General features: G+C 68.1%; 14 protein-coding genes. 9 read left to right on the top strand and 5 right to left on the bottom strand.

Annotated elements, in window-relative coordinates:
- Positions 1 to 9: 9 nt before the first annotated feature.
- Entirely contained in the window at positions 10 to 912 is a 903-nt protein-coding gene (gene sucD, locus CJ177_RS01040) for a succinate--CoA ligase subunit alpha (RefSeq protein ID WP_005238543.1), read from the top strand.
- Positions 913 to 972: 60 nt separating this feature from the next.
- Here sucD and CJ177_RS01045 read toward each other — a convergent pair whose 3' ends face one another.
- The gene (locus tag CJ177_RS01045; protein ID WP_095867118.1) at positions 973 to 1,599 is read right to left on the bottom strand and encodes a YigZ family protein; all 627 of its coding nucleotides are present in this window, start codon (positions 1,597 to 1,599) and stop codon (positions 973 to 975) included.
- Between the two features lie 126 nt (positions 1,600 to 1,725).
- On the opposite strand from CJ177_RS01045, the gene CJ177_RS49155 reads away from it, so the two are divergent.
- From CJ177_RS49155 to purH, 4 genes are all read left to right on the top strand, one after another.
- A complete protein-coding gene (locus CJ177_RS49155) occupies positions 1,726 to 2,793 on the top strand; it encodes a DUF5336 domain-containing protein (protein ID WP_005238547.1) in 1,068 nt (355 codons plus the stop codon).
- Between the two features lie 111 nt (positions 2,794 to 2,904).
- On the top strand, positions 2,905 to 4,428 hold the full coding sequence (locus CJ177_RS01055; RefSeq protein WP_095867436.1) for a DUF6350 family protein: 1,524 nt from the start codon (positions 2,905 to 2,907) through the stop codon (positions 4,426 to 4,428).
- A 68-nt stretch (positions 4,429 to 4,496) separates the two neighbouring features.
- Positions 4,497 to 5,162: a phosphoribosylglycinamide formyltransferase gene (gene purN / locus CJ177_RS01060; RefSeq protein WP_061700190.1), complete on the top strand. Its 666-nt coding sequence runs from the start codon at positions 4,497 to 4,499 to the stop codon at positions 5,160 to 5,162.
- Positions 5,155 to 6,711: a bifunctional phosphoribosylaminoimidazolecarboxamide formyltransferase/IMP cyclohydrolase gene (gene purH, locus CJ177_RS01065; protein ID WP_005238563.1), complete on the top strand. Its 1,557-nt coding sequence runs from the start codon at positions 5,155 to 5,157 to the stop codon at positions 6,709 to 6,711. The genes purN and purH overlap by 8 nt, the downstream gene beginning before the upstream one ends.
- A 53-nt stretch (positions 6,712 to 6,764) precedes the next feature.
- Here the strand turns inward: purH and CJ177_RS01070 are convergent, their stop codons facing one another.
- Positions 6,765 to 6,998 (bottom strand): hypothetical protein, encoded by a 234-nt coding sequence (locus CJ177_RS01070; RefSeq protein ID WP_005238564.1) that lies wholly within the window; start codon positions 6,996 to 6,998, stop codon positions 6,765 to 6,767.
- Between the two features lie 533 nt (positions 6,999 to 7,531).
- Here CJ177_RS01070 and CJ177_RS01075 point away from each other — a divergent pair.
- On the top strand, positions 7,532 to 8,623 hold the full coding sequence (locus CJ177_RS01075; RefSeq protein ID WP_095867119.1) for an N-acetylmuramoyl-L-alanine amidase: 1,092 nt from the start codon (positions 7,532 to 7,534) through the stop codon (positions 8,621 to 8,623).
- Here CJ177_RS01075 and CJ177_RS01080 read toward each other — a convergent pair whose 3' ends face one another.
- Together CJ177_RS01080 and CJ177_RS01085 are read right to left on the bottom strand one after the other, a co-directional pair.
- Entirely contained in the window at positions 8,624 to 9,589 is a 966-nt protein-coding gene (locus CJ177_RS01080) for a serine aminopeptidase domain-containing protein (protein WP_061699656.1), read from the bottom strand.
- A 17-nt stretch (positions 9,590 to 9,606) separates the two neighbouring features.
- A complete protein-coding gene (locus CJ177_RS01085; RefSeq protein WP_095867120.1) occupies positions 9,607 to 10,179 on the bottom strand; it encodes a DUF4126 domain-containing protein in 573 nt (190 codons plus the stop codon).
- A 164-nt stretch (positions 10,180 to 10,343) separates the two neighbouring features.
- Here CJ177_RS01085 and CJ177_RS01090 point away from each other — a divergent pair, with 164 nt between their 5' ends.
- Complete coding sequence (locus CJ177_RS01090; protein WP_095867121.1) at positions 10,344 to 10,655, top strand: hypothetical protein; 312 nt, start codon at positions 10,344 to 10,346, stop codon at positions 10,653 to 10,655.
- 8 nt (positions 10,656 to 10,663) lie between these two features.
- Here CJ177_RS01090 and CJ177_RS01095 read toward each other — a convergent pair whose 3' ends face one another.
- On the bottom strand, positions 10,664 to 11,308 hold the full coding sequence (locus CJ177_RS01095; RefSeq protein WP_005238579.1) for a winged helix-turn-helix transcriptional regulator: 645 nt from the start codon (positions 11,306 to 11,308) through the stop codon (positions 10,664 to 10,666).
- A 136-nt stretch (positions 11,309 to 11,444) separates the two neighbouring features.
- Between CJ177_RS01095 and CJ177_RS01100 the strand changes: the two genes are divergently transcribed.
- Positions 11,445 to 11,858, top strand: a complete 414-nt coding sequence (locus CJ177_RS01100; protein WP_025432096.1) for a VOC family protein — start codon at positions 11,445 to 11,447, stop codon at positions 11,856 to 11,858.
- On the top strand, positions 11,855 to 12,271 hold the full coding sequence (locus tag CJ177_RS01105; protein ID WP_025432097.1) for a DoxX family protein: 417 nt from the start codon (positions 11,855 to 11,857) through the stop codon (positions 12,269 to 12,271). The genes CJ177_RS01100 and CJ177_RS01105 overlap by 4 nt, the downstream gene beginning before the upstream one ends.
- The last annotated feature ends 61 nt before the right edge of the window (positions 12,272 to 12,332 follow it).

Consider the following 12,332-nt stretch of genomic DNA (forward strand, 5'->3'; position numbering starts at 1 on the left):
TCAAAAAACATGGCTATCTTCCTGACCAAGGACTCCAAGGTCATCGTCCAGGGCATCACCGGCGGCGAGGGCACCAAGCACACCGCGCTGATGCTCAAGGCCGGCACCCAGGTCGTCGGCGGTGTCAACGCCCGTAAGGCCGGCACCACCGTCACCCACGACGGCGGCGTCGAGCTGCCCGTCTTCGGCACCGTCGCCGAGGCCATCGAGAAGACCGGCGCGGACGTCTCCATCGCGTTCGTTCCCCCGGCCTTCGCCAAGGACGCCATCGTCGAGGCCATCGACGCGGAGATCCCGCTGCTCGTGGTCATCACCGAGGGCATCCCGGTGCAGGACTCGGCGTACGCCTGGGCGTACAACGTCTCCAAGGGCAACAAGACCCGTATCATCGGACCGAACTGCCCCGGCATCATCACCCCCGGCGAGTCGCTGGTCGGCATCACCCCGGCCAACATCGCGGGCACCGGCCCGATCGGTCTCGTGTCCAAGTCCGGCACGCTGACCTACCAGATGATGTTCGAGCTGCGTGACTTCGGCTTCTCCACCGCCATCGGCATCGGCGGCGACCCGGTCATCGGCACCACCCACATCGACGCCATCGAAGCGTTCGAGAAGGACCCCGAGACCAAGGTCATCGTGATGATCGGTGAGATCGGTGGCGACGCCGAGGAGCGTGCCGCCGACTACATCAAGGCGAACGTCACGAAGCCGGTCGTCGGCTACGTCGCGGGCTTCACCGCCCCCGAGGGCAAGACCATGGGCCACGCAGGCGCCATCGTCTCCGGTTCCTCGGGCACCGCGCAGGCCAAGAAGGACGCCCTCGAGGCTGCCGGCGTGAAGGTCGGCAAGACGCCGTCCGAGACCGCTGCGCTCGCTCGCGAGATCCTGCAGAGCCTGACCGTCCAGGCCTAGGCGCTCCGCGCCCGTGCGTGGTTGACGAGTCTCTGGACTCGTCAACCACGCACAGGCCGTTCAGGCATCGACCCACATCTCCCCGGCCGGATCGAGTGTCCCCGTCCCCGACGTGACGGCAGCGACCAGATCAGCCAGCTCCGCCGAGTCCCGCGCCGCGAGGGTGAGGACCGCGGATTCCCCGTATGTCGTGTCCACCACGACGACGCCCCGCCCACGCAACTCCGACTCGACGCGTCCCGCCTCGGCGTGGCCGACGGCGAGGGTGTGCAGGTGGCGAAGTTCCCTCCGCACGAGCGGTGCGGCATCGACCGCTGTGGCCACCGCGCCGGAGTAGGCGCGCACCAGTCCGCCCGCGCCCAGTTTGATTCCCCCGAAGTACCGTGTCACGACCACCGTGACGTCGACGAGATCACGGGCCTTGAGTACCTGCAGCATCGGAATGCCCGCGGTGCCACCGGGTTCGCCGTCGTCGCTCGCGCGCTCGACCCGGTCGCTGGGCCCGTTTCCGATGATGTACGCCGAACAGTGATGTCGCGCATCGGGATACGCCCGCCGCCGATCCTGGACGAAGGCCTGCGCCGCGTCGGCGTCCTCGACGCGCCGCAGGGCGGCGATGAAACGTGAGTGCTTCACCTCCGTCTCGAGGGTGAGATCGGCGGTGTGGGGAGCGAGGGTGTACGGCACCGAGCCATTGTCTCCTGCGCTGTTCCCGGCGCCGCGGGCCGCGAGTGACGGCAGTGACCGACGGGTATACGTAGGCTAGCGTCGGAAGAGCGCACGCAGACGACCACTTGTCGACTAGGAGAAGTCATGACGTTCACGCCCGGAGGACCGAGTTACGGTCCGCCCGCGCAACCGACTGCAGGGGGAGAACCGAAAGGCCTGGGCTTCTTCCTTCTGATCGGTGTCGCAGTTCTCGGTGTCCTCAACCTACTGCTCGGGTTCGCCCCCTACGCCACGTTGGCGCGAGAGTCCGTGAACTCGTTCGAAGCCAATACGGACGGGCTCGGACTGCTGTTCCTCGGTGGTCTGCTCGCGGCGGCATCCCTTCTTCCGAAGCAGTCCTACGCGGGCGCGGCGGCGGCGGCGTCCGTCGCGGGCTGGGTTGTCGCGTTGTTCGTATTTCTCAACGTCGACGCGGATTCCGGTTGGGGCGCAATCCTGATCCTCGTTCTCGGGTTCATCCAGTCGGCCGTGGCCGTCGCGGCAGTGCTGTTCGACATCGGGCTCCTGAAGCAGCCGGCGCCCAAGCCGGCCGCAGCCGCGGGCTTCGGTCAGCCCGGTCAGGCACCGCAGGGTTACGGCCAAGGCGCCCCTCAGGGCTATGGGCAGAGCCCGCAGCAGTCGTACGGACAGCCGCCGCAGGGCTACGGTCAGAGCGCCCCGCAGGGCTACGGGCAGCAGAGCCAATCGCAGCCCGGTTACGGCCAGCAGAACCAGCCCGGCGGCTACGGCCAGCAGGGTTACGGCCAGCAGGGTCAGCCCTCGCAGAGCCAGCCCGGCTACGGCCAGGGCTACGGGCAGCCCCAGCAACCGGGTTACGGAGCCGCTGCGGGTGCCGGGTCCGCGTCCTACGACGCCCCGACCACCGCCTACCAGCAGCCGCAGTACCAGGGGTACTCGCAGCCGTCGAGCCCGTCGCAGTCCACCGGAACGCCCAGCTCGCAGTACCCGGCCGGGACCAGCTACGGTTCCGCGCAGCACGCGGCGCCTGCGTACGGATCGCAGTCCGAGTCGTCCCCCGTGGAGCGCACGCTGGAGTACGGCGAGCAGCCTTCCACCGAGGCGAAGCCGGCCGACTCGGCCGAGAAGGAATCGGAGGGCTACAGCGCGCCGACCCAGGCGTTCGACACGCGCGCCGACAGAGACGACAAGTAGCGGCCCAACCAGCAGGTGGCCTCTGACCCAACGTGGTCGGAGGCCACTTCTGTGCGGCGCGCCTGACCGCTGCCGCGGCGTCGGAGTGCCACTCTCGAGGGGATGAGTTCTTTGGTTGATCGTGCGCAGCGCGTCGCACAGGGTGCACGACGGCGAGCCGTCGGCGATGACGAGCGGCAAGTCCCGCGACAGCGACCCGTGCCCGACGCCGACGAGATGCGGGCGCTGCTCGCGGTCGCATTCCGGCCCGCGGGTGTCACCGTCGTCCTGTTGTCCGCACTCATCGTCGTCACGCTGGTGGCGGCGAACAGCGACCTCACGGGAACGTTCGGTGCCATCGCGGCGTCGTGGCTGGCGATCCACCAGGTGCCGTTGACGATCGACGGCACGTCACTCGGTGTCCTCCCGCTGATCCCGACAGCCGGGATGATGTGGGTCGTCGCCCGCGGATGCGCCGCCGTGGTGCACCCGGCGTCCTCGCGGCGGCACGCTCTGCAGGTGATCGGCGCTGCGGTGGCCGGACCGCTGGTCGTGACGGCCATCAGCCTCGCCGTCATCGCGGACGCGTCGGCGGTCATCCCGTTGTCCTCCCCGAACGCGCTCGCCGCGTTCGGGTGGGTGCTGTTCGTGCACCTGCTTGCGTCGGCGATCGGTGTGACGGTCGCGATGTGGCCGACGCTCGGTGCGCAGGTTCCGTCGTGGGTCCGGGACGCGGTGCGGCCGGGTCTGCGCGCGTTGACGGCGATTCTCGGTGCCGGCGCGGTCATGGTCACGATCTCGCTGCTGATGGAGTGGTCGACGGTCGGCTCGCTACTCGAACGCGGCGACGGCGTCGTCGGAATGCTCGGACTGACGATCTTGTCGATGCTGTACCTGCCGAACGTCGTGGTGGGTGCCGCGGCCGCGGTCATCGGAGGGACCGCGCAGATCGGGGACGTCTCGGTCAGCGTATTCGGGAACGTCGGTGGTGCGCTACCGCCGCTACCGCTGCTCGGCGCGGTTCCCGACGGGGTGTCGGGTGGCGCCTGGCCTGCGCTGCTGGTGATTCCGTTGCTGATCGGTGTGATGCTCGGACGCGACTGCGGACGTCGCGTCGCCGGGCAGGACGCGCTGTTCACCGTGCTGACCGCCGCCGCGGGGGTGGGCGTGGTGACGGCCGTGCTCGGCCTCGTGTCCGGTGGCAGGCTCGGCGCATTCGGAACGGTCGAGTTGCACTGGTGGGCGTTCGGACTGCTCACGTTCGCGTGGCTCGGACTCGCGGGCGCGGTGACAGCGGTGGTCGTGGCCTGGCATCGGAGCCGGGGCGCCGTGGACGAGGACGACGCCGACACCGAGGACGAGGAGCCGCACCTTCCGGGCGCGGAGGAGGTTCCGGCGATCGCCGCCCCGATCACCGAGGGGCCGGTGGTCGCCGAAGACGTCGCGCCGAGCCGGGTGATCGAAGCCGAACTCGTCGACGACACCGAAGCGCCGGCGGCGCCGGTTGCACCGCAGGACACCGGCGACGAGGCCGAGGTCGTGGTGGACGCCGAGGTCGAGGAAGACACGCCGACGGACGAACCCGAGGGGTCCGGAGACGCCGCCGAGAGCCCGGAAGCCGACCTGCCCCGACGGCCCGCAACCCCCAGCGACTAGGCTCTTGGTCGGTCGACGATGCGACCGCCCCCATTTTCGCCCGTCTGTCGATTCACCCGGCCTTTCGATTGTTCAGGAGTAGAGCGCTGACTTCCTCGCGTGACCACCTGAGGCCCACGACCGGTTCGCCGGCGCGGATCGTCGTACTCGCCTCCGGTGCGGGAACCCTCCTGAGGTCGCTGATCGAAGCAACACACACGGACGGCTATCCCGCCGAGATCGTCGCCGTCGGCGTCGACCGCGACTGTGATGCGACCACCCACGCGAACGCGGCGGGCATTCCCCACTTCCGGGTGAGCCTGCGCGACCACGCCGACCGTGCCGCCTGGGACGTCGCGCTGACCGAGGCCGTCGCGTCCCACCAGCCGTCGCTCGTCGTGTCGGCGGGTTTCATGAAGATCCTCGGTCCCGCCTTCCTGGAGCGCTTCGGCGGTCGCATCATCAACACGCATCCCGCGTTGCTGCCCGCATTCCCCGGCGCGCACGCGGTCCCGGATGCCCTGGCCTACGGCGTGAAGGTGTCGGGATCGACCGTCCACCTCGTGGACGCGGGTGTCGACACCGGCCCGATCCTGGCGCAGGAACCCGTGCCGGTGCTCGACGGCGACGACGAGTCGACCCTGCACGAGCGCATCAAGACTGTGGAGCGACGGTTGTTGGCGGACGTCATCGCCGCTGTCGCCACCCGTGGAGTTGTTTCCGATGGACGAAAGGCCGTGATCCCCAGTGAGTGAACGCAAGGCAGTACGCCGAGCGCTCGTCAGCGTCTACGACAAGACCGGTCTGGTCGAACTGGCTACGGGCCTGCACAAGGCAGGCGTCGAGCTGGTGTCGACAGGGTCGACTGCAGCGAAGATCGCAGACGCCGGCATCCCGGTCACCCCCGTCGAGGCGCTGACGGGCTTCCCCGAATGCCTCGAGGGCCGGGTCAAGACGCTGCATCCGCGGGTGCACGCCGGCGTCCTCGCCGACACCCGGAAGCCGGAGCACCTCGCGCAGCTCGAGGAACTCGGCATCGAGGCGTTCCAGCTGGTGGTCGTGAACCTGTACCCGTTCACGCAGACCGTCGCATCGGGTGCCACCCCCGACGAGTGCGTCGAGCAGATCGACATCGGCGGGCCGTCCATGGTGCGTGCCGCCGCGAAGAACCACCCGTCGGTCGCGGTCGTGGTGGATCCCGCCCGCTACGACGACGTACTGACCGCGGTCGCCGACGGCGGTTTCACGCTGCCCGAGCGCACCGCCCTCGCCGCGCAGGCGTTCCAGCACACCGCGTCGTACGACGTCGCGGTCGCCAGCTGGATGACGTCCACGCTGGTCGAACCGGGTGACTCGCAGTTCCCCGAGTGGGCAGGCGCCACCTGGGACCGCTCGGCTGTCCTGCGGTACGGCGAGAACCCGCACCAGGCCGCAGCCCTCTACGTGAACCCCGCGGCTCCGGCCGGTCTGGCCCAGGCGGAGCAGTTGCACGGCAAGGAAATGTCGTACAACAACTACACCGACGGCGACGCCGCCTGGCGTGCGGCGTTCGACTTCAGCGAGCCGGCTGTCGCGATCATCAAGCACGCGAACCCGTGTGGCATCGCGGTCGGAGCCGACATCGCGGAGGCACACCGCAAGGCGCACGCCTGCGACCCGGTCAGCGCATACGGCGGAGTCATCGCCGCGAACCGCGAGATCACCGTCGAGATGGCCGAGCAGGTCGCCGAGATCTTCACCGAGGTGATCATCGCCCCGTCTTACGCGGACGGTGCGCTCGGAGTGCTGCAGCGCAAGAAGAACATCCGCGTCCTCCTCGCCGAGGCGCCCACCGCGACGGGAATCGAACTGCGTCCCGTGTCCGGTGGAGCGCTCCTGCAGGAGCGTGACGTGCTCGACGCCGAGGGCGACGACCCGGCGAACTGGACGCTGGCCGTCGGCGACGCCGCCGACGAACAGACCCTGAAGGATCTCGAGTTCGCGTGGCGCGCGTGCCGCTCGGTGAAATCCAACGCGATCCTGCTCGCCTCCGACGGTGCGTCGGTCGGCGTCGGCATGGGCCAGGTCAACCGCGTCGACTCCGCGCACCTCGCGGTGCAGCGGGCCGGTGACCGGGTGGTCGGGTCGGTGGGCGCGTCGGACGCGTTCTTCCCGTTCCCCGACGGACTGCAGGTGCTCGCGAACGCCGGCGTCAAGGCAGTCGTGCAGCCGGGTGGTTCCGTCCGCGACAACGAGGTGATCGATGCGGCCAAGGAAGCCGGCATCACCATGTACCTGACGGGCGCGCGGCACTTCGCACACTAGCGTTCGGCAACTCGAACGGGCCTTGGCATCATGCCGGGGCCCGTTCTGCGTCGTCAGGCCGCTGCGGCCCCGTGTGCTCGGCCCGTGCCCTGGAGTTCGCGCGGCGAACCGGTGATGACCACGCGGGCGGCGCCGCGGCTGCGGACCTCGCTGATCAGCTCACCCAGGCCGGCCTCGTGGGCGGCGTCGCAGTGCGACAGGTCGAGGGTGACGGCGTATCCGGTGAGGTCGTCCGGCAGATCGAGATACGGGGGAGAGGTGGACAGTTGGTTGATGCGAAGTTTCATGGGGTGCTCCTGAAAGTGAAAGGTAAAAGAAAAGGCACCCGAGGGGTTTGCCCTGGGTGCCCGAGAATGACTTGGTGTAAGTCTCAACATTCTCGGGGTGCGCCGAACTTGGTGATGTGCTTGTCGGCGGAGCAGCGACGCCATGCGGGTACGGATGCGAAGAGCGCGTGAAGCTGCATCATGTCCGTACCTTTCTGCGTGTCGTTGCTGGTTGGTAGATGACCGTACAGCACCGGTTGAGGGTTTGCACTTCCATTATCCGGCCACTGCGCCGAAATGCAGGGTTGAGCAGCGGCTCTTGGCCTAGAGTTGCCGTCCCGTTCACCTCCGCGCACGGATTCGTCAGATGCACGGTGTGTGGCTGATCGGTGCTCATCTGTCGAATCCCACACTTTGGTCACAGGTTGCTTTCGATCCGGCCTCGGGCTGCCCGCACGCACGGTGCAGCTGATTCACTCGGGGCTGATGTGACTCGAGTGGCACCTGTGGAAGGAGAGTGGCGCCCGGACTGCGACGGTGCGCCCATTCCCGTTATGAACCGATTTGCGATCAAGGCCGGCCTCGGCGCCTGCGTCCTGGGTGCGTCCGTGCTCATCCCTGCTCAGGCTTCGGCGGAACCCGCGGCGACGGCGACCGGCACCGAACTGTCCGGGATGACGGTGTTCCTCGACCCCGGACATCAGGGTTCCGGCGAGGGCCACGACCTCGCGCAGCAGGTGAACGACGGCCGGGGCAACACGAAGGACTGCCAGACCAGTGGCATGACGTCGCTGGGCGGGGTGCCCGAGCACACCATCAACTGGAACGTCTCCCAGCTGGTGAAGAGCAGCCTCGAGAGTCTCGGCGCGAAGGTTGTCCTGAGCCGTCAGGACGACACCGGCTGGGGTGGATGCGTCGACGAAAGAGCGCGTGCGGCAAGCGAATCGAATGCCGACGTCGCGGTGAGCATTCACGCGGACTCGACGGCGCAGGGCGAGGACGCGAGCAAGCACGGGTTCCACATGATCATCCCGTCGCTGCCCATCCCCGACGAGAAGGCGGACGCGGCGCAGTCCGGTGGCGGGCTCGAGGCGTCGAAGATGATGCGCGACGCCTACAAGTCGGACGGATTCGTCCCCGCCAACTACGCCGGCGTGAACGACGGCCTCCAGACCCGCGCCGATGTAGCCGGGCCGGCGCTGACTCAGGTGCCGCTGGTGTTCGTCGAGATGGGCAACGGTTCCAACAAGGAAGACTCCGCCCAGTTGGAGAGCACCGACGGCCAGTTGAAGCACGCGATCACCATCACGACGGGCATCGTCACCTACCTCTTGACGGGGTCGGATTCGGCGCCGGCCGAGGAGCTGGCGGCAGCACCGGCAGCGACCACGACGCCTGAGGCGAGCGAGGACAGCGCGTCGTCGACCACCACCACGACGCCGAAGGCGACCACCCCGAAGGCGACCCCGAAGTCGACGACCCCGGAGTCGGCGGAGTTCTCCGAGTTGATGGAGATGCTCGCGCCGCTGCTCGAGGTCGAGGGACTCGACGGGCTGCAGGACCTCGTCAACGACAAGAACCTGGGGCTCGTGTCCGATCTGGCGAGCACGCTGATGGCCGTGATCACCGGGGCGGGCGGGAACTGATCACAGAGCGGCGATCCACCTGCTGAACGGTTCGGTGAACTCCGCCGAGTAGGGGAGCGGTTCCACGTAATCCGGTCCGGTGGACGGGCGGTCGCCGACGTCCTTGAGGACGTGATTGGCGTTCGTCATCCGCACCGGCGTCAGCGCGGTGTGCGCGAGGGCGTCGTTCAGGCCGTCGACGTCTGCGAGCTGTACCTGAATGTCCTTGGCGGAGCAGCTGGTGAGGACGGGGAAGCCGGCGGGCAGGCGGCCGGCCAGCGCGCGCGGGTCGAGAGCGTCCTCCTCCGCGAGGGCCTTGGCGTTGGCATGGACCAGCCCGGCGTTCTGCAGGGGTTCCGGAAGGTCGTCGGGGATCGTGCCCGACGTGCGGAGTGATTCGACGGTGTCCGCGAGCGCGAGCCGGAGTTCGTCGGCCAGTTCCACCGGCAGCTGGCCGGTGCCGACGACGGCGTCGAGCTGGCCGTGGATCTGCGTGGTGAGGAGATCGAGGAGCCGGACACTCAGCGGTTCGAGCAGTCCGACGGCGCGCACGCGCGACTCGTCTTCCGCGGTGGCGAGCGCGAGGGCGACGAGTCCGCCGTCGCTGTGACCGATGACGATCAGCCTCGACGGGTCGACCCCGGGTTGGGCGGCCAGGAAGTCGAGGCCCGCGGAGGCGGCGTCGACGAAGGTGGTGAATCCGAGACCCCCGACTTCTTCCACCTCGTAGGGGCCGAGGGCGGTCTCGCCGCTGCCGATCTTGTCGTAGCGCAGGCTGGGGATGCCGTGCTGTTCGAGCACGTCGGCGAGGTGGCGGAGCGTTCCGATGTCACCGGGGAGCAGGGCGCTGTCGCCGTTGCGGTCGGTGGGGCCGCTGCCGGCGAGCAGCAGCGCGGCGGGCGCCGACCCGTTCGCGTGGTCGGGGGTGCGCAGGCTGCCGTAGTACGTGACGGCACCGCTGTCGAACGTGATCTCGGTGTCAGGCATGGGGACTGTCTACCAGTTCACGTCGCGCGCAGTCGCCGCACCCGCTGCACCCCTCGCCACGCGAACCACAGCAGGAACGCGAGTAGCGGGATGACGAGCAGCGGAAGCAGCAGGGCGATCAGGGATGTGACGAACGAGACCACGTCTTCGATCACCGACACCACGGGATTGGCGAGCCCGCCGGTGGAGGCCGTGCTCACCGCCCGGGTGCCGGTCTGCGCGGTGCTGAACGCCAGCGCGGTGGGCGCGCCGATGACGATTCCGGCGATCGCGGCGGTCGACGGGTCCACGTCCGCGAAGGCCGCCCAGGTCGCGATGACTCCCGCCACGGGACCGGTGACGTTGCCGATCACGGACAGCACGTTGTCGACGAACGGGATGAGATCGGCGGTCAGTTCCACCACTGTCGCGATCGACAGCGCGACCAGCGCCCCGGTCGAACCGAGCCACCGCATCGACTCGTTCAGGGTGATCCCGAGCATCTCGAAGTGCACCGCGGCGCTGAAAATCAGCAGCGGCAGGAACGTGCGCAGTCCCGACGCGGCGGCGAGGCCGAGGCCGAGCAGTCCGGGCAGAACCCAGGTCTCCATGCACGGAGTGTAGAAGCTCGGCGATCACGGCAGGCGGGCATCGCGGCTGAGATCTCAGAGAAGCATCACAGAACTCACACAATCGACGATTAGCGTCTGCATCACCAGTTGTTCCAACGGATTACGTCCGAGAACAGCCCCCGACTCCAGGAAGGTGCCGCACCATGAACGTCGTACAGCTGACCACCGGTGATGTCGTCGCCGCCATGTTCTCCCTCGACTTCGTCGACGGCGGATTCCGTCGGGAGGCCGTCGAGCGGATTCACCGGGGAGCGATCGACGAGTGGGTGTCTGCGCTCCCCGGGTCGGGTCTGTTCTCGAACCGCGCGGTCGCGGACGTGGTCCGGGCCTGGCTCGAGGATCCGCGAGTCCTGCTCGATTCTCTTCTGGCGGAAGCCGATCCGGTGACACTCGAGCGCTACCGTTGCGCCTGGTACGAGTTGGATGCCATGACCTCGTGCGGTGTCGCCGCGTAGACGGACCCTCAGGGAATGCTGAAGACGTCGGCGAACGTGGCGAGCAGCGCCGGGTCGCCGGTGACGGACACACTGCCGAGGGCGATGGCGTCCTCCGGGGTGATCTCGCGTGCCATCAGTGCCTTCACCGCCGGCCCGGTCTCGATCACGAGGTCGGGCCGGTCGGCTGCGCCCTCGAAGACCTCGAGTGCGCCGCGGTCGATGCGGGCGGACAGCACGATCGGCCCGAGCCGCAATTCGTAGGTGAGGGTGACGTCCCGTGCGGCGTCGGGGTGGAATGTCGACCGCAGCGCCATCACCATGGAGTCGACGGTCACGGCATCGTCCGGGTCGGGTTCGCCGAGAGTGCGGGCGCCCCACCGGCCCAGCGACTTCACTGCGTCCTCCAGAGCGCTGCCGTAGTCGGTCAGTTCGTAGACCACCGCGTTCGACGGCCGGGGCAGCGCGCGGCGCGCGATCACGTCGGCGTCCTCGAGTTCCTTCAGGCGCGCCGACAGGATGTTGGACGGGATGCCCGGCAAGCCCTGCTTGAGATCCGTATATCGCCGCGGTCCGACCAGGAGATCTCGGACGATGAGCAGTGCCCAGCGTTGTCCCACGATGTCCAGGGCATGCGCGAGTCCGCAGTACTGCCCGTATGCCTGCCGTGCCATGGTTTCAACTATAGACCGAAGTTGCCTATTGACATCAATAGGTTTCTTTTTGCAACATTAGTACGTGATCTGCTCCACAAGGTCGCACGGCTCCTCACCCGAATCGGCTCCACTTCACCGACGGAAAGAGAATTCGATGCCCACCATGATCTTCGTGAACCTCCCCGTGAAGGACCTCGGCACGTCGACAGCCTTCTACGAGGCGCTCGGCTACCAGCGGAACCCGCAGTTCTCGGACGAGAACGCGTCGTCGATCGTGATCAGCGAGCACATTCACGTCATGCTGCTGACGGAGAAGTTCTTCTCCACCTTCACCAAGAAGGCCATCGCGGACGCCGGCACGACCACCGAATCCATCCTCTGCATCTCCGCGGACAGCCGCGAGGCCGTCGACGCCCTGGCCGACAAGGCGCTCGCGTCGGGCGGATCGTTCTCCAACGAACCGATGGACGAGGGATTCATGTACGGCCGCAGCTTCCAGGACCCGGACGGTCACCTCTGGGAGGTCATGTGGATGGATCCCGCAGCGGCACAGGGACACCAGTCGTGAGCGCCACCGTCACTCCCGTCACGGTGGAGTCGGGAACCGCACGCAAGGTGGGCTGGGTCCTCAGCGGCCTTGTCGGCGCCTTCCTCCTCTTCGACGCCGTCGGCAAGCTCCTGAAGATCGGACCGGTAGAGGACTCGGCCGCCGAACTGGGGCTGCCGATGCACATCATCGTCCCGATCGGGATCGTGCTGCTGATCTGCACCGCGCTCTACCTGGTGCCGCGAACGGCCCCGCTGGGTGCGGTGCTGCTCACCGGATACCTCGGTGGGGCGGTGCTCACCAACTGGCGCGTCGAGAAGCCGTTGTTCAGCACGGTGCTGTTCGCGGTGTACGTCGGCATCGCGGTCTGGGCGGGTCTGTACCTGCGCGACCGCAAGGTCCGCGAACTGCTCCCGCTGCGCCGCGAGGACTGACCCGGGCGGGTCGGCGCGCGTTAACCGCGTGCCGATTCGCTCGAACCCTCGTAGCGTGGAG

Source organism: Rhodococcus sp. ACPA1 (assembly GCF_002300195.1).
GTDB lineage: Bacteria > Actinomycetota > Actinomycetes > Mycobacteriales > Mycobacteriaceae > Rhodococcus_F > Rhodococcus_F opacus.

Excerpts from the sequence above, each read along its gene's own strand:
- sucD (WP_005238543.1), top strand. The coding sequence starts at position 10 with ATGGCTATCTTCCTGACCAAGGACTCCAAGGTCATCGTCCAGGGCATC.
- CJ177_RS49155 (WP_005238547.1), top strand. The coding sequence starts at position 1,726 with ATGACGTTCACGCCCGGAGGACCGAGTTACGGTCCGCCCGCGCAACCG.
- CJ177_RS01070 (WP_005238564.1), bottom strand. The coding sequence starts at position 6,998 with ATGAAACTTCGCATCAACCAACTGTCCACCTCTCCCCCGTATCTCGAT.
- CJ177_RS01075 (WP_095867119.1), top strand. The coding sequence starts at position 7,532 with ATGAACCGATTTGCGATCAAGGCCGGCCTCGGCGCCTGCGTCCTGGGT.
- CJ177_RS01080 (WP_061699656.1), bottom strand. The coding sequence starts at position 9,589 with ATGCCTGACACCGAGATCACGTTCGACAGCGGTGCCGTCACGTACTAC.
- CJ177_RS01085 (WP_095867120.1), bottom strand. The coding sequence starts at position 10,179 with ATGGAGACCTGGGTTCTGCCCGGACTGCTCGGCCTCGGCCTCGCCGCC.
- CJ177_RS01090 (WP_095867121.1), top strand. The coding sequence starts at position 10,344 with ATGAACGTCGTACAGCTGACCACCGGTGATGTCGTCGCCGCCATGTTC.
- CJ177_RS01095 (WP_005238579.1), bottom strand. The coding sequence starts at position 11,308 with ATGGCACGGCAGGCATACGGGCAGTACTGCGGACTCGCGCATGCCCTG.
- CJ177_RS01100 (WP_025432096.1), top strand. The coding sequence starts at position 11,445 with ATGCCCACCATGATCTTCGTGAACCTCCCCGTGAAGGACCTCGGCACG.